Below are 16,495 nucleotides of genomic sequence, written 5' to 3' on the forward strand. Positions count from 1 at the left end.
CCCAGGCTCCTGCCTGGGAACGGGATGCCTTGCAGGCTCTGCCTGCCGAATGGGGGACCGTGAGGCAGGAGCCTCTTCAGCAGTGTGTTCCCAGGCGGAGCCTGGGGACAAGCCCTTCGTTCACTCGTTCCCCGGCTCTGCCTGGGAACGGGATGTCTTGCAGGCTCTGCCTGCTGAATGGGGAACCGTGAGGCAGGAGCCTCTTCAGCAGTGTTTACAGGCGGAGCCTGGGGACAAACTCCTCGTCCGCTCGTTCCGCGGCTCTGCCTGGGAACGGGATGCCTTGCAGGCTCTGCCTGCCGAATGGGGGACCGTGAGGCAGGAGCCTCCTCAGCAGCGTGTTCCCAGGCGGAGCCTGGGAACAAGACTAGCGTTGGCAATGCCGCTCAGCAGGGCACCAACCGACATCACCTTTGATGGCTGAGGATGTAATTCAGCAGCTCGAAAATCTCGTCTTCGGTGTACTGATCCAACAAAGCCTTGGGCATCATCGAAGTCGATGTTTTGACCATTTGCTCGATCTCATCCTGTTCAATCACGGTCGGCTCCTTGGCCTCCGCGTTAGCCAACAGCTTCACGACGTCGTCGGTTTCTTCAACCAACAGTCCCGAGAAGGTTTGTCCATCCACGGTGAGCACCAAGTGCATCGCGTACTTGTCGTCGATGCGATCCGACGGATGCAGGATCTCTTGGAGCACCTCTCGTGAATCGCCTTTCCACTTGTCGACGACCTCATCGAGAGCAGGGCCGATTTGCCCGCCTTTGCCAGCGACCTGGTGGCAACTCGCACAGGTGGCTTGCTCAAAGATCTTCTGGCCAATTTCGGCGGTTCGACCACGCAAACCTTCCGTCAGCTTGTCGCCAGCGAAGTCGTTGATCGTCCACGCTTGGACAAACGATCGGTTGTTCCCAATTGGGTCGGCGGGTTCAAAAGGATTCGCGTTGTAAGCGTCAAGGTCTTCGACGACCACCATCACGCCGTACATGCGGTACCAGTGTTGAGGGAACGTGCAAACGTACGGGTACTCACCGGGTTCAGTGGGAGCCGTGAAGGTCAAGGCTTCCTTTTCGTTGGAGGCGACCAGGTCAGTGCTGTGCAAAACGAGATCGGACTCAGGCACGTACTGTTTCCCTTGGAAACCGCCTCGTGGACCCGCTTGCAGTCCCAAATTCGCGACCTCTTTCAGTGCTCCCGGGACAGTGAACACCAAGTTGTGAGGCATCCCGTCGTGGTTTTCCAAGACGACCTGCACTGGGCGTCCCGCTTCCACGGCGAAGTGAGGGAGGTCGTAACGCATTTCTTCGTCCACCGTTTTGATGCGAACCAAACGCACCGTGATCTCACGCAGGCGTTCACGGAACTGCTTGGCTGCTTGCCGAGGCAATTTGGCAATCGCACGATCGGCAACCTGCATCGCATCGATGAACGCATCGCTGGTTCGGTTCTTCGCTGGTGTCCGCTCAGCAAAGTTGACGAGATGGCGTGCGAGTTTTAGAGACGTTTCCGGTTGGTAAGCGTTCTTGGGGATCGCGAGCAGCGTGGCAATGCCATCCTCGCGAAAACCGTTGCAGGCAAGGTTTCCGACTCGCTCAAAGGTGTCGTTCCAATCACCGGGGACGACCGCGAGGGTGCGGATTGCAGCAGCAACGACCTCCTTTTTGTCGCTGTCCGATAACAATTCGACCACACGCTCACGCTGCGATTCGCGACCCAGACGATCGGGGAGCATCGCGACGCCAGTCAACCAGTTCACGCGAGCAGCGTCGGACCGCTTGGCGATTTCGAATGCAGCGACGTCCTCACCGGACACGATCAATCCAGCCAATGCGACGGGAGCAATCGCGGCGTCACCCTTCTTTGCCGCCGTGACGAATCGGTCTCGCAAGGATTCCAAATTCCCGGCGGGAAGCTTCAGCAACATGTTCGACAGCCCGCGAGCCGCCTTGCGAGTGACGTCGCGTTGGTCCTTGTTCTTCCAGTCCAGGTTTTCGATGACTCCCAGCAAGACATCGCCAGGGTCGGAATCTTGCAGAGCGACCAAGGCATCCAGGGCCGCTCGTCGGTCTTGGTCGCGAACTTCCCCACGGGCAAGAATCGCGGCATGCAAAGGCAAGTACTTGGGATCATTGGAATCGCGCGGGACGGCCAGCAAGGCGGGCGTCGCCAATCGCTCGATTTGATAGCGAACGATCTCAGGCGACAGGTCAAAGAAGACTGGCAAGGCGGCGACGTAGGGAGCGACCTTGTGCCCGTGGCCATCGAACGTCGCGCCGGGGTCGGTGAGCAAGTGAACTTGATCGACCGCGTATCCGACTTGCGGTTGAATGTGACCGGCGTGAGCGTGAGCGGAAGGAGGTGTCGCGTTTGCTTCTTCTGGCAAATACGGAGCTCGGCTCGCGATGACCTGTTCAAAACGCTGCATCGATTCCTCGAGAGCGTAGTCGAGGTAGTGATCCATCGGCATTTCCATGACACGCAGGGCGGCCCGGATCAAACGATCTTGGTCGTCCAGTGCCCACGGTTCACCGACCGCGTGGGAAATGCCCCGGAGAGCTTCCATTCGAACGCGAGGATGTTCGTCGGCCACCAACGCTTCGTAACGTTGGGAGGTGTCGCCGATTCGGTCGGCCCAAAACGAGAGCACGCGTGTGGCGGCACTGCGAGCGTCATGGTCGTCGCTGCTGAGCACTGCGGTCAGCAGTTCTTCGTTAACTCGGTTGTGAGCTTGATGCAACCACAGCAGTTCTAACAAATCATGGTCGTCGTCTTCGGTTGCAACGCATGCTTCCCGTTTGGCATTCGCTGCCCCGAGGACCTCATCGGTTGGTCGAGCATGCAGTTCACGCCGCACACGGTAAGCGTGACGTTGGTTTTTACGGCCGACTTCGGAGCACAGTTGATCGATCAGATCTTCAGTGCTGGTTTCGGCGATCGCAGGCAAATTGACCAACGGACGTTCTTTGTGAGTCAAACGCCAGATGCGTCCGTGGCTGTGATCGCGACTGGGGTCACGCAAGTTGTGCTGGAGGTGACCGATCAGAGCGTTGTGCCAATCGATGATGTAGAGCGAGCCATCTGGACCGATTTCGATGTCGACAGGACGGAAGTTGCCATCGCCACCACCTACCAGCATTGGTTCCTCGGTGCCCTCGTAGCCGGAGTCCTTTTCAACCACTTTGTGACGAAGCACGGCGCGGTCACCGATGACATTGGTCACCAAGAAATTGCCTTGCATGTCGTCGGGGAAATGCTCACTGCTGAGGAATCGGCAGCCCGCCAGAGGACGGATGCGTTTGCGATAGAATGTTTGGTAATCGACCAATCCGTCGTCGTAACCTTGCTCACTCGCAACACGGCGGTGCTGGGCACCACCTGGGTGCTTGAGTGGGTAGTCCAGTCGGGTGCTGATGCCGGTTGCCCAATAGCTCTTGCCCGGCGACGCGTCACCGATGAAATCTTGGCCCCATTCGTTGAATCCAAATCCCCAAGGGTTCGCGAATGCGAAGTTGACGTGGACCCCGAATTTTTGCGTCGTCGGGTCGTATCGGAAAACGCCACCTTCCAGGTTCCGAGTCAACCCATACGGGCTTTCGATTTGGGTGAACTTGAACGTGCCTTCTTGAGCGTACAGTTGTCCGCCTGGACCAAACTCAAACGCAGCCAACCCGTGGTGTGAGTCGGCGGTGTCAAACCCGATGATTGCTCGTGTGCGTTTGTCGGCCACATCGTCGCCGTCGGTGTCTTCCAGGAAGTAGATGTCATGTTGGCCGCCGACATAAACGCCGCCACGTCCAATCTCAAAACCGGTGGGTTGGTGCAATCCGCCGGCGAAGGTTTTGCACACGTCGGCGTCGCCATCGCCATCGGTGTCTTCCAAAATCAGCAGCTTGTCATCCATTGCTGATTTGGGTTTCCAGTGGGGGTAACTGGGCATGGTTGAAACCCACAAGCGTCCCTGGGCGTCAAAGTCCAGCGCGACCGGGTTGGCCAGTTCAGGGAACTGTTGCTCGGAGGCGACCAATTGAATCTCGTAGCCATCGAGCAAAGTGAACGTCTTGAGTTGCTCGTCGGTCGTCAGGTATTCCAGTGACCCAAGCTTGCCACGTTTCGCGTTGGGATCATTGGGTCCACCCACATTGGTTTTGGGAATGATGAACGGCAGCGTGTTGGAATCGTCGACGGGGGCGTTGACGGTCTTGCCGTCTGCGATTTCCCACAGCCGCGCGTCGCGGTTGGCGGTCATCTGGTCGAGAATCTCCAGTTCCCGGTTCATGACCGAACGGTTGTTGTAGGTCCCGTCACTGCCCGCGGTCCCGCGTTTGCCATAGATCGAGTAACCGTTGACAGCACGATAGCGATTGAACCAGTGAAAGTTCTTGTCGGCGACAGCGGCCAGCAAGGCTGGGTTGGCTTGTTCGGGCACATCCACTTCACCAAGCAATCCACGAACCAAAATCGGAGCCAACGCGGCGTAGCCGTTCGAATTCAGTTGAGCGCCATCCAGCGTCAATCGGCGGTCGTCATTATCGAACCGTTCCTTGGTAGGGGTGAACAAATTGACGAACGAGACTCCTCGTTGCTCCGCCACGGATCGCATCGTCCGGGTGATCTTGCTGAGGGCCGAGTTTCGAGGGCCAGCTTTCGGCAAATTCGGGTCACCCGTTTCTTCAAACGCGATGGGGGATATGACCGCGATCCGAGGGCTGGTTTTGCCGTTGTAGACCTGCGTCTGAGTGTGGCTGATCAATTCATCCAGTTCATTCGCGAAATCCCGCAGCACTTTTTTCTCGTCGAGTCCTTCCGCCAAACGATGAGATTCGTTGTAGCCAAAGAACATCAGAACGACGTCCGCGGAACTGTGCGTCAGGTGTTCATCGGGCGACCCGAAATCCAAACTTCGCAATCGAATTTTGGGCTCGTCACCGGGGACGCATAGGTTGCGAACGGTGAGATCGAGTTCGGGGCGAACCGCGTGCAGTTGGGTTTCGAAGTGGTTCTCGTGCTGCATTCGTTCGCCGAGTGCATTGCCGATCAGGCAAATGTGGTCACCCGGTTTGAGTTCCAAGGCAGGCGTTTTCGCCTCACTGAAACTTGGGGACGAACATACAAACAACACCGCCACGGTGGCGAGGAAAGTGTGGGGAACTGTCATGGGTTGGGGATTCACGAGACAGGAGGTGGGATGACGGCGGGACGAACCCGTGTCGATGGGGAACCAGCAGGTCGTTGCCAGAGAGGGAGTGTTACACGACTGCAACGAGCCAGTGTTGCAGGCCGTGAACCATCCACCAGAGATTACCGCGATTCGGCATTGCGGATGCCGAGGGTGGCCGGAAAAACGTCGAAATGACGTCATTCATTGCTTGTGTGGAATGATTGGCGTCATCGAACGAGAGCTTGGTGGATCAGCTGTGATCGCTAAGGCTGGTCCAAGTGATCGAGGTGCTGTTGAATCAAACCTTTGGGATCGGGTTGAAAAGGCAATCGGAACATTTTCGAACCCATCGGATAGGGCGTGCCCGGCAAGGCGTGGACGTGCCGCACCATGTTGAAAATTTGCAGCGCTTCCGTAGGCGATTGGCTGAGCTGCAGCGTGCGTTGAAAGACGGGACGCGGGTCTTCCGTTTGAAGAATCGCGGCGAGTTGTGCGGCTCGGGAGGCAACCAACGGTTCTGGATCCAAGGTTCGGCGGCGCAACAATTTGAGGAACGTGTCGTCCGCGGCCATGTCCAGATTGGCAGAGCGGTTCGATGCCGCGATGGAACTGGCCGCGACCAGGGCCCAGTATCGCTGGAGCATGTCGCCGCTGTTGATAGCGGACAGCAACGCTTTGCTGGCTTGATCCCAGGGCATGACCGCGATGTTGGCGGTGTCGATGTAGCTGGCAATCTCTTGCGACAATCGCTTTCCGTTGGCAACCGGTGCGTCCAGGATTTTCAGCATGCCGGCTTCAGTCAAGAAGCCCAGGTCGTTGGTTTGCTTCAGGTGCGCGTTCAGCTTCATTCGCAATTCGGTCAGCCGATCGCCGTGCAGGGGATCTCCGGCCAAGTTATTCACTTCATGCGGATCGTCCGCCAAGTTGAACAGCAACTCGGGTGGACGCGGTTTGAAAAACTGGCTTTGAACGTTGTTGAGTTTGCCCGTGTGATATCGGTCTCGCCACTGTTGATACGCCAGCATCTTGTAGCGGTAGTCCGCCCACATCGCGTCGGGTTGGAAGGATTCAAAGGAGCGGATCAGTTTCCAGTCGCCCACGCGGATCGAGCGTACCAGATCATACTTTTCGTCCATCCGGTCGGCGTAGCCAAACGTGGTGTCTCGCGAGTCAACTTCAGCCGCGTCGATTTTTTGCCCGAGGAAAGCTTTGCCATCGATTGGACCAGCCTTGTCCAGCGGCACGCCCGCGAGACTCAGCACAGTGGGAGCAAAGTCAATGAACGACACGAACCCCTTGGTGCGAGATCCGATCTCGCGATCGACCAGGCGGCGGTAGTTGTCGGGAATGCGAACGACCAATGGCACGTGCAGGCCTGATTCATAGATGTAGCCTTTCCCACGAGGCAGCACGCCGCCGTGGTCACCGAAGTAAAACACGAACGTGTTTTCCAGCTCGCCAGCTTGTTCCAATTGAGCGACCACGCTCGCGACTTTCTCATCGATGATGCTCATCCGATCGCGATAGAACGCGGCGGTGTGCCGGAAGACTTGCGTGTCGGGAAAGTACGGCTGCAGCGAAACGGTTTCTTGGTCGAACTTGGTTGGCTTTTGCAATGCGTCGACGTCGAAGTGCAGCCTGCCTTCGTGTGAATCAGCAAACGTGACGACGTGGAAGAACGGTGTGTCGTCGGAGGGACGGTTTTTCCAAGACGCCTTTCGCGAGGAATCATCCCACGGCTGCAAACGCTTTTTCGCGTTGTAGTCCTCTTTGGAACTATTGGTGGTGTAGTAGCCCGATTGCCGCAACCAAGCCGGGAACATTTCCACGCCTTGCGGCAGTGTGGCTGGTTCGGTGCGTCGATGGAACTGAGTCCCAATCCGAGGCCCATAGCAACCGGTGATCAAGGTCGTTCGTGCGGTGGAACAAACCGGAGCGTTGCTGAAGGCTCGATCGAACGTCACGCCATGTGCGGCCATGGCCTCGATTGCGGGTGTCTCCACGCCGGTTTCGTCAAAGTGTTTCAGGTAGTGTTTGGAATTGTCCTCCGACATGATCCAAACGATGTTCGGTCGAGCGGAAACGTTGGGATTCGTTGCCGCAGGTTGGTCTTGCGCGACCACCGGAGCGACGCAGAGGATCGCCATCGAGCAAGTGATGGCACGGAACGTCGATGGAAACATCTTGGGGAAGACCTTTGGGAACATGGGCGGGACCGATCTGGATGGACGGCGTTGTTGGGGACGGCGTGAACGAGGGAGACGTTCGAGCATCGATTGCGACCGGATGCCCCCCAATGTATCAGTTTCGAATCGCCGTTCGGCGGATTCGTACCCGCTCATGGTCCGAAATGCTGTGCCCCAGGCTGAACAAAGCGTTGCACCGGAATGATCTGAATCACAATCAGAATTTCTCCAGCCAGTCCAGGTTCTCAGCGACGGAGCGATTGATCGACCATCTCCATGGGGTGCCGATCTTCAAACGGCAGCATTTTGGGGATCTGGAAGTCCGGGATCTGAGCTCGAGGGTGCTACCCAGCTTCGCGAAATGAAACAGAATGACTGGCACGTCTGTTTGCCAACCCGTCCTCTGCCATCGATCCATCCGAGACCTGAATGAATCCCCTGTTCGACACTCACGCTCATTTGAATTCCAAGGATTTCAACGACAACGTCGCCGAAGTGGTCGAGCGTGCTCGTCAGGCCGGCGTGGTTGGCATTGGCGTGATCGGAATCGATCTGGCGACCAGCCACCGAGCGGTTGAGTTGGCAGCCGAGTTCCCCGAGATGATTCATGCTGTTGTCGGAATCCAACCCAACTCGGTCGCAGAGTCGTCCGCGGGCGATTTCGCTGAAATTGAAAAGCTCGCGACGGCTCCAGGAGTTCGCGGGATCGGCGAAACCGGGCTGGATTGTTACTGGGACGACACACCGATTGAGCAGCAACAGGCGGCCTTTGACCAACACATCGATCTGGCTTGTCGAACCAACCTGCCGATGGTCATCCACATGCGTGAAAGCGGCGAACTGATCGCGGAACAATTGGCTCGGCAGACAAAACTTCCTGCCGCCGTGATGCATTCGTTCACTGGTGATTGGGAACTGGCCGAGCGTTGCCTGGACATGGGATTGATGATCAGTTTCGCTGGCATGGTGACTTTCAAAAAGAGCGACGATCTTCGCGAAGTCGCCAAACGAGTGCCTGAGGATCGACTGCTGATCGAGACCGATTCACCGTATTTGTCGCCCGAACCGCTGCGGGGCAAACGGCCAAACGAGCCCGCTCGAGTCGAACACGTGCTGCGTTGCTTGGCGGATGCCAGAAACGTCCCGACTGCGAAACTGGCGGCCGCGACGACGGAGAACGCCAAGCGATTTTTTCAGCTCGCGTGAATCGATTGTCGTCGTTCGGTAAAGTGTGGGGAACGAGCCGCTACGGATTGATTTTGTGTGCCGAACCCATTGAATCTGTCTTTCCGAACGAGATCTTCATCAAACCTTCCGCGAAACGGCGGTTTGTGGGTGGTGCCAAACTTCACATCTTCAACGAAACTACTCGCGGATCGGAAGATATGAATCTCCTCTCAAAACGCAGCCTGCGGACGAATGTCAAAAACCAAAGTTCTCATCGTTGAAGATTATCGGCCGCTGGTGGAAACGCTCGAGTACCAGCTCAAGCGGGCCGGTTACGAAGTCTATCGAGCGGCGGACGGTCGAGAGGCTCTCAATCAAGCGAAGCTGTATCTGCCCGATGTCGTTGTGTTGGACGTTGACCTGCCCATCCTGAGCGGCGTGGAAGTCTGCAAGCAGTTGCGATCCGATGCAACGACCAAGGACACGCTGATTTTGATGCTCAGTGCCTTGGGGGAAGAATCCGACCAAGTCGTCGGATTCGCGGTCGGAGCGGATGATTACGTTGTCAAACCAGTCGAGAGCTACAAAGTCCTGCTGCAGCGAATCAAGGCACTTTTGCGGCGTCGCGAACCCAGTCTGGAAGACGCCGACGCGGTTTCGCGTTGCGGTGTGACGGTTGATCGCCGGCGTTTTGTCGCCACGATCGAGGGAGAAGCGGTCAAGCTGACCAAGAGCGAATTCCGGTTGCTGGACACGCTGATCCGTCAGCCTGGCCGAGCATTCGACCGCAGCGAACTGGTCGACGCGGCCCTGGGCGAAGACACGATGGTGCTGGAGCGAACCATCGATGTCCACGTCCGAGCCCTCCGCAAAAAAATGAACGAACACGCCGATCTGGTGGAAACGGTTCGCGGGATCGGGTATCGATTTCGGGAGGAATAGGACGATTCTCCGTACGAATTCCGACTTGAGACGGCACCGAGAGAGCCGTCCAGGTGGCAATTGAGGGATCTGGCGTAAATTACCTATTGCCCCAGAATTTCTTCAAAAAACCGAAGAGCCGGTTCCTTACCCCCTGCTTGTTGTGTAGCATACCTCCGTTAACTGGCATTAGAGGAAGTTGATTAGCCAGTCGATTGGAGGCATCGCTTACGATTAGCAAGGCAGTTTGGCACGATGATTCGTTTTTATCGCACTTTTTACGTGGCAGTTTTGTTGCTCGGATTTGCTTTTGAGCAAAGAGCGGTCGCGGCAGTCACCGTCGTGCTTGATTTCAATGACTTGGCATCGAGTAGCAGCGAAGCGGAAGTGGTTGGCAACACATACTCGAACTCAGGCTTCTTGATATCGAATCCTGATAACTTGCCGACGTTCCAGGCGATGCAAATTTATGGTTCCAACCATCCTGATTACATCCTTGGGTCAGGGGCAGCGTTGCACTCAGACAATCCTGGGTCCGATTTCACGTTGACCAAGCTGGATGGAGGCGAGTTTCGTTTGGCATCCATTGATATTGGTAAATTCAAAGATAGCGTTTTAAACCCGGCCACTCTGACTGTGAACTTTCATGGCTCTTTTGCGGGAGGTGGTAGTTTTAGCGATAACTATTCAGTGAGCGTGGATGACGACGAGTTCCAGACGATCAACTTTGGAACCGATTTTGTTGGCATTAACTCGATTACTTGGGGATTCGACACTCCATTCTACCAGTTTGATAACGTGACGCTCGAAGTCAGTGCAGTTCCGGAGCCAACGACTCTGGCTTTTCTCGGAGTTGGATTGGGCGTTGCAGGAGTTCGTCGTGTCCGACGCAAGCGTTTTGAGAACGCCGTTGCTTAGCAGTTCACTTTCGCAAGCATTCCGCTGTTAAAATTTGTTGTTGCCTCCACCAAGTAGCCCCCTGCGATTTGCAATTGGCTTGTGGGGCCGTCTTCGATCATTGCGGATCCGTCGAGCGACAGTCGGTGGAGGTGGCTGATCTGCCAGCCGCTGCTTTTGAGATCCGCGACCAGTTCTCGTCGCGAATAGCGGTGCAGGAACATGTCGGGCAGGCCTCGGTAGGCATACGTGGCGTCGCCAAATTCATGTTCGCGGCTGGTGATTGATTGCAGCCAGCTCTTGGCGAGCAGACGTTTGCCGCCCGATTGAGCGAGCGACGCGTAGCGGTTGTGGACGTGCAGCAAGAACTTGCCGCCGGGGCGGACAATCCTCGATGCATGACACAGGACCGCTCGTCGATTCGCTCGGCCTTGGATCATGCCCAGGGTGCTGAACAGGCAGACTGCTCCCGCGGCTGAATTGTCGGCCAGGCAATCGAGCTGGACCAAGTTGGCTCGCAGGGGAACGATTGTTCCAGTCGGTTGGTCGGTTGATTCCGCCTGGGCTCGTTTCGCTCGCTCCCGGACATGGTCGAGCATGGGCTGAGAGAGGTCAATCGCGAGCACGTTCCTGCCGAGACGTGACAGTTCGGTGGCCGCTCGCCCGGTTCCGCAGCCCAAATCGAGCACCCAATCCTCGGATGCAGAAAAAAGTTTTCGCTGCGACGGATGGGGCACCCCCTTGGCTGGTCCCGCTGGCACCCGGGCCAAATCAATCGATTGGAACACTTGGTGCAGGATTGTCTGGTCCAACGTGCAGAGCGGAGTGTCTGCCACAAAGGCATCGTAGTGGCTCGCGATGGACCCTTGTTGCACGTATCGCCAGGTTCCAGCCGCGACGCCGGCCGGGCGTCGCCATTGGGATTGTTCAATTCTTGCCGATGTTTCGCCTCGATCCCGTCGCGGGGACTCGGCAGGTGAGGCGGGATTTTCGGGCCGAAGATCGGTCATCGTGGTTGGTTCGAGGTCAAGGGAGCGATTCGGGGGCTGTTTCAAATTGGGCTCACAAACTTATAATCCGCGCCCCGCAGCGGACTGGGTGACTGTTTCGCCCGCCGCTTCTCTCCATCTTTGTTCCACGAGACAGGAATACGAAATCAGTGGCTATTAAAGTAGCAATCAACGGCTTTGGCCGAATCGGACGTTTGACTTTTCGCAACCTGATGGAGCGAAGCGACGAGTTCGAAGTGGTCGCGATCAACGATTTGACCGACAATCGCACCTTGGCAATGTTGTTGAAGTACGACAGCATCCACGGTCGTTTCGACGGCACCGTCGAGTACGACGACACCTCGTTGACCGTCAACGGCAAGAAAATTGTGGCTTTGGCCGAGCGTGACCCACGCAACTTGCCTTGGAAAGACCACAACGTCGACATCGCCATCGAGTCGACCGGCTTCTTCACCGCACGTTCGACCGCCGACAAGCCTGGCTACGACAGCCACTTGGCTGCTGGTGCAAAGAAGGTTGTGTTGTCCGCACCTGCCAAAGACGGTGCTGACCTGACCTGCGTGTTGGGCGTCAACGACGACAAGCTCACCGCCGAGTTGAACTGCGTCAGCAACGCTTCCTGCACGACCAACTGCTTGGCTCCCGTTGCCAAGGTCCTGAATGATTCGTTCGGAATCGAATCGGGCCTGATGACGACCGTTCACGCGTACACGAACGATCAAAACGTCCAGGACCAGCCACACGCTGACCTGTATCGTGCTCGCGCTGCCGCTGTGAACATCATCCCAACCAGCACCGGTGCTGCCAAAGCCGTTGGATTGGTGATTCCTGAACTGCAAGGCAAGCTGACTGGCATCGCGATGCGAGTTCCAGTGCCAACGGGCAGCGTGGTCGACTTGACCGTCAACCTGAGCAAGGAAGTCACCAAGGAAGACATCAACCTGGCGATTCAAACCGCTGCAGAAGGCCCGATGAAGGGCATTCTGTTCTACGCTGTCGACCCGATCGTCAGCAGCGACATTGTGCACGACCCACACAGCAGCATCTTCGCCTCGGACTTCACCCAAGTCCTCGGCGACAAGGGCAAGATGGTCAAAGTCGTGTCTTGGTACGACAACGAATGGGGCTACTCCAGCCGTACCGCTGACCTGTGCAGCAAACTCGGCAAAATGCTCTAAGATCGCCTTTGGCGATTGCCACTAGCTTCTAGCGAATCGCGCGAAGCTTTTTGAGCGAATTCCTCGGACGTGGTGATACAATCACCGCGTCCGTTTTCATTTTACGGCTGCTAGCGAAACGCTAGGAGCCAATAGCTAGAAGCTTTCCAAATGTTTTTTGATCGCGTTGAAGTTGAGTTCCTGGCCGGCAAGGGTGGCGATGGCTGCATGAGCTTTCGCAAGGAAAAGTACGTCCCCAAAGGCGGCCCGGATGGCGGCAACGGCGGACGAGGGGCCAGCATCATCCTGGAAGCTCGTCTGGGAGTGAACTCGTTGGCCCAGTTTGCCAATCGCAAGTTCTTTCGGGCCGAAAAGGGGGGCTTTGGGATGGGCGCCCTGCGACACGGACGAAAAGGCCGTGAAATGCGGTTGTACGTGCCCTGTGGAACCAGCATCATCGACGCCAAAGACGGTTTTGTGATCAAGGATCTGACCCAAATCGGGGAGGAGTTCGTGATCTGTCGCGGCGGCAAAGGTGGCTTCGGGAACGCTCGCTTCAAAACGGCGCAGAACCAGGCGCCGCGAATTCGCGAGCTGGGCGAGCCCGGCGAAGTGCGGCACGTGATCATGGAGCTGAAATCGATCGCCGACGTGGGGCTGATCGGAAAACCCAACGCTGGCAAAAGCACGCTGCTTTCACGCATCAGCAGTGCTCGTCCAGAAATCGCGGATTACCCGTTTACGACCAAGTATCCCAACCTCGGCATCGTCGATGTCGACACAGAACGATCGTTTGTGCTGGCGGACATTCCCGGGTTGATCGAAGGAGCCAGTGAGGGCATCGGCTTGGGGCACGAGTTCCTGCGACACGTCGAACGCGCCGGGTTGCTGGTTCACCTGATCGAACCGGCGCCGGTTGATGGAAGCGATCCCATTCAAAACTACGTCGCAATTCGAGAGGAACTGCATCATTACGATGAGTCGCTCGCCGACCGTGATGAATTGGTGGTGATGACCAAGTGCGAACTCGATCCTGACGGTGAAGTCCGCGAGCAGCTTCAGGCATACTTCAACGAGAATCCAGCCAATCATTCTCGTGAACTGCGTTCGATCAGTGCTGCGACCGATGTCGGACTGAAGGAATTGGTCGGCGAAATCATGGTCCGGGTCAGCAAGCGTCGGGAAGAAATGAGGGAAGCTGGGATCACCCCCACGCTGATCCGCCAAGACGATGCACCGGCGACACCGAAAAAGGAACGTCGCGTTCCGCCTCACAAGGCCGCTGCCACGGAGTGCTTGTCCGACGAAATTCGAGCCCAGGACATTCAGGGTGCGTCCACGTTGTCCGACACCGGGAAGGTTGTCCCCGGTGAACGTCGCGACCGCCCTTCTTGAGCTCGTCGGCAGGAACATGACAGACGAACCGTCCTCTTCGAATGAACCCACGCTTCCAAGCGAATCGCAGTGCGATGTCGTGATGGTGCGAGTTGGAATTGATATCGGAAACACCGCGATCAAGGTGGTCACCGAGGGAGCATCCACCGGCGAAAACGCTGGCGTGAACAGGGATCGCGGACCGCAGTTGCGATCGATCTCGTTGCGAGATCCTGAGTGGATCACGCAATGTGTCGAGCACTTGCGAACGCTTGGGAAACAACTGGCGGAATGCAAATCAAGCGACTGTGAGTCGGTTTGCTACGACGTGCGTGTTGCAAGCGTGAACCGAGGGTCCGCCGAGCCTTTGGTAACCGCTTTGGATGACGCGTTTTACGAGTGCATTCGGGTGCGTTTTGTGACCCACCAAGATGTCTCCATGACCATCGACGTGAACTATCCCGATCGAGTTGGAATCGACCGATTGTTGGGAGCGGAGGCTGCTTTCCGACGTCATGCGGCTCCCGTCATCATCGTCGATGCAGGCACCACCGTGACAGTGGATTTCGTGTCGGCAGAAGGCGTGTTCTGTGGCGGAGCGATCTTGCCTGGTTTGGAAATGCAGACCGCAGCTTTGGCGGCCGGAACGGACGCACTGCCCAAACTTGATTGGGCCTCCCATCGTTGTCGCGAGATGCCTGAGGGACCAGGCCGAGACACGGTCGCGGCAATGCGACTGGGCGTGCTCTCGTCCGTTGCGGGTGCCGTGGAGCGATTGCTTCGAATCTACGGCGGTGCAGCGACCTTGGTGGTGACCGGTGGCGACGCGGGATGCTTGGTGGACGCTTTGCCTGCGAATTACCAAGCGGTGGAAGAACCGCATTTGGTCGCCCAGGCTCTGCTGGATCTGCTGCGGCCAAACGAGTAGACGGGCGTCCCAACGACGCCCGCCTCGTGTTGCCCGTGCTGGCTGAATCGCGCCGCGAATGGTCGGGTGCGCCGCGTCGGCGAATCCAACCGCGGAGCGGTGACAGTTGTCAGCCTCGGGTTTCAACCCGAGGTCTTGATCGGCAAACCTGAAACGGACAAGCCGCGAAGCGGCGACAGTTGTTCGGAACGCGTTTCCAGCTGTCGTCGCTCCGCGACTTGGTGAACACGCTGGGGCGTTGGATGGCCTTGGGTTGAAACCCAAGGCTGTCGGATTTCGTCGCTCCGCGACTGGTTGTGGAAGGCCTTCAAACCTTCCGCCGAGGAGAAATGCACGGTGGTTTCAAGCCGTGGGTTTTGACCTGACTGTCTGGGCGTGCAGCGTCGGCGAATCCAACCGCGGAGCGGTGACAATTGTCAGCCTCGGGTTTTCAACCCGAGGTCTTGATCGGCAAACGTGAAACGGACAAGCCGCGGAGCGGCGACAGTTGCTCGGAACGCGTTTCCAGCTGTCGTCACGCCATGACTTGGTTGCATCCATCGCTTTGTGACTGGCGATGCGTGCCGGTTGCGCTGACTTCAACGGTTGCACGATCCCTTGTTAAATCGCGCAAACCTTTTTGAGCAGGAAAGCTTTTCTGGGGAGGCCTGCGGCGACGAAAGCACTCTCTGTCGCCAGGCGGTTGCCTCGAAGTTTCGGCAAGCTGAAATCGCAGCAACATTTGATAGCCGACACGAGCACCCCCTGGAGATTGGCACCGATGGATCGCGTCTCTTTGCTTTCCCCTCCCTAGCAATCGATGCGTGTAGCGATGCGGCGGCCCTCTCGTCCAAGGATCCGGGCGAGACCCAAGGGGCCGCCGCCAGACCGATCGCAACCCACGCATTGAAAGCACGTCGAACTCACTGGCGAACCCAACCATGATGGATCCTTTGCAATCACTCGAAGAATTCGCGTCGATGACGTCCGAATTTGGCGATCCCGATTTCAACCCCGCACCCGCGAAACCTCGCGGATCGTTTTTGCTGGTTGTCTCGGCCGACAGCACGTCGCTGTCCGATGGCCGTTGGCAATTTGTGATCGAGACTTCCGACGGACGACCCGTGATGGAAGCCGAAGATCGAGAGTTTGGTGATCTGAATCGTTTGTCATTGTTGGCGGCGGTTCGGGGCCTGGAAGCGATGGACGGTCCCTCTGGCATCACCTTGCTCAGTCACAACCGATATTTGATTCGTTCGCTCACCGATTCGTTGCCGAGATGGCGACGCAGCGATTTCGTGTGGGATCACTTTGGCCGCCGGGTCGAAGTCCAGCACGCCGACCTGTGGCGACGCGTCGACCACGCGTTGGGAATCCACGAGGTCCAAGCCTGTTTGGTGACGTCCCGGTTGGTCAGTCGAAAGCCAGATCAGGTCACGCCGGATGGCGCGATCCCCGCAGCGGATGTCGATGAGTTGACTGCTCGTGCATCCACCAAACTGAATGACCCCTGGTCGCGAATCGACCAGCCTCACGCGGGGCCACCGGCTCCGAAATCCAATCAAGTGGTTCCGACAGCCAACGATCGGCTGCGGGACTGGTTGCTGAGCACCGCAGTTTCGGCTCGCGGGATTCAGCGTTCCAATCCGATCAAAACGTCCTGATTTCCGGCGTATTTCTTACTTTTTTGACCACATTTTCAATCAATTCATTCGTAGTT

11 protein-coding genes are annotated in these 16,495 nt (G+C 57.3%); 7 read left to right on the forward strand and 4 right to left on the reverse strand.

The window, feature by feature from the left end; translation table 11 throughout:
- Window positions 1–407: 407 nt before the first annotated feature.
- Window positions 408–5,153 (reverse strand): PVC-type heme-binding CxxCH protein, encoded by a 4,746-nt coding sequence (locus UH5x_RS01595; protein WP_482634480.1) that lies wholly within the window; start codon window positions 5,151–5,153, stop codon window positions 408–410.
- A 266-nt stretch (window positions 5,154–5,419) separates the two neighbouring features.
- Window positions 5,420–7,339, reverse strand: coding sequence for a sulfatase family protein (locus UH5x_RS01600; RefSeq protein ID WP_482636102.1), 1,920 nt, complete (start codon window positions 7,337–7,339; stop codon window positions 5,420–5,422).
- A gap of 432 nt (window positions 7,340–7,771) precedes the next feature.
- Here UH5x_RS01600 and UH5x_RS01605 point away from each other — a divergent pair, with 432 nt between their 5' ends.
- The 3 genes from UH5x_RS01605 to UH5x_RS01615 all read left to right on the forward strand — a co-directional run bounded on the left by UH5x_RS01605 (window position 7,772) and on the right by UH5x_RS01615 (window position 10,348).
- A complete protein-coding gene (locus tag UH5x_RS01605) occupies window positions 7,772–8,548 on the forward strand; it encodes a TatD family hydrolase (RefSeq protein ID WP_482634481.1) in 777 nt (258 codons plus the stop codon).
- 213 nt (window positions 8,549–8,761) lie between these two features.
- Entirely contained in the window at window positions 8,762–9,451 is a 690-nt protein-coding gene (locus tag UH5x_RS01610; protein ID WP_047816244.1) for a response regulator transcription factor, read from the forward strand.
- A gap of 234 nt (window positions 9,452–9,685) precedes the next feature.
- Entirely contained in the window at window positions 9,686–10,348 is a 663-nt protein-coding gene (locus UH5x_RS01615; RefSeq protein ID WP_047816243.1) for a PEP-CTERM sorting domain-containing protein, read from the forward strand.
- Here UH5x_RS01615 and UH5x_RS01620 read toward each other — a convergent pair.
- On the reverse strand, window positions 10,345–11,337 hold the full coding sequence (locus tag UH5x_RS01620; RefSeq protein ID WP_482634482.1) for a class I SAM-dependent methyltransferase: 993 nt from the start codon (window positions 11,335–11,337) through the stop codon (window positions 10,345–10,347). The two genes, UH5x_RS01615 and UH5x_RS01620, sit on opposite strands and share 4 nt — an antisense overlap.
- Before the next feature lie 149 nt (window positions 11,338–11,486).
- On the opposite strand from UH5x_RS01620, the gene gap reads away from it, so the two are divergent.
- The 3 genes from gap (at window position 11,487) to UH5x_RS01635 (ending at window position 14,796) form a co-directional block, all read left to right on the forward strand.
- Window positions 11,487–12,515 (forward strand): type I glyceraldehyde-3-phosphate dehydrogenase, encoded by a 1,029-nt coding sequence (gene gap / locus UH5x_RS01625; RefSeq protein WP_482634483.1) that lies wholly within the window; start codon window positions 11,487–11,489, stop codon window positions 12,513–12,515.
- 150 nt (window positions 12,516–12,665) lie between these two features.
- The gene (obgE, locus tag UH5x_RS01630; protein ID WP_047816240.1) at window positions 12,666–13,889 is read left to right on the forward strand and encodes a GTPase ObgE; all 1,224 of its coding nucleotides are present in this window, start codon (window positions 12,666–12,668) and stop codon (window positions 13,887–13,889) included.
- A 16-nt stretch (window positions 13,890–13,905) separates the two neighbouring features.
- Window positions 13,906–14,796 carry a type III pantothenate kinase gene (locus UH5x_RS01635; RefSeq protein ID WP_047816239.1) on the forward strand — a complete coding sequence of 297 codons (891 nt, stop codon included), beginning with the start codon at window positions 13,906–13,908 and terminating at the stop codon, window positions 14,794–14,796.
- Window positions 14,797–14,918: 122 nt separating this feature from the next.
- Here UH5x_RS01635 and UH5x_RS01640 read toward each other — a convergent pair whose 3' ends face one another.
- Window positions 14,919–15,131: a hypothetical protein gene (locus tag UH5x_RS01640; RefSeq protein WP_482634484.1), complete on the reverse strand. Its 213-nt coding sequence runs from the start codon at window positions 15,129–15,131 to the stop codon at window positions 14,919–14,921.
- A gap of 585 nt (window positions 15,132–15,716) precedes the next feature.
- On the opposite strand from UH5x_RS01640, the gene UH5x_RS01645 reads away from it, so the two are divergent.
- Window positions 15,717–16,439, forward strand: a complete 723-nt coding sequence (locus tag UH5x_RS01645; RefSeq protein ID WP_482634485.1) for a ribonuclease H family protein — start codon at window positions 15,717–15,719, stop codon at window positions 16,437–16,439.
- Window positions 16,440–16,495 lie beyond the last annotated feature (56 nt).

The sequence above is a fragment of the Rhodopirellula sp. UH5 genome, from assembly GCF_056839225.1.

Bases quoted from the DNA above. Each gene is read 5' to 3' on its own strand.
- UH5x_RS01595 (WP_482634480.1), bottom strand. From the start codon at position 5,153: ATGACAGTTCCCCACACTTTCCTCGCCACCGTGGCGGTGTTGTTTGTA.
- UH5x_RS01600 (WP_482636102.1), bottom strand. From the start codon at position 7,339: ATGTTTCCATCGACGTTCCGTGCCATCACTTGCTCGATGGCGATCCTC.
- UH5x_RS01605 (WP_482634481.1), top strand. From the start codon at position 7,772: ATGAATCCCCTGTTCGACACTCACGCTCATTTGAATTCCAAGGATTTC.
- UH5x_RS01610 (WP_047816244.1), top strand. From the start codon at position 8,762: ATGTCAAAAACCAAAGTTCTCATCGTTGAAGATTATCGGCCGCTGGTG.
- UH5x_RS01615 (WP_047816243.1), top strand. From the start codon at position 9,686: ATGATTCGTTTTTATCGCACTTTTTACGTGGCAGTTTTGTTGCTCGGA.
- UH5x_RS01620 (WP_482634482.1), bottom strand. From the start codon at position 11,337: ATGACCGATCTTCGGCCCGAAAATCCCGCCTCACCTGCCGAGTCCCCG.
- obgE (WP_047816240.1), top strand. From the start codon at position 12,666: ATGTTTTTTGATCGCGTTGAAGTTGAGTTCCTGGCCGGCAAGGGTGGC.
- UH5x_RS01635 (WP_047816239.1), top strand. From the start codon at position 13,906: ATGACAGACGAACCGTCCTCTTCGAATGAACCCACGCTTCCAAGCGAA.
- UH5x_RS01645 (WP_482634485.1), top strand. From the start codon at position 15,717: ATGATGGATCCTTTGCAATCACTCGAAGAATTCGCGTCGATGACGTCC.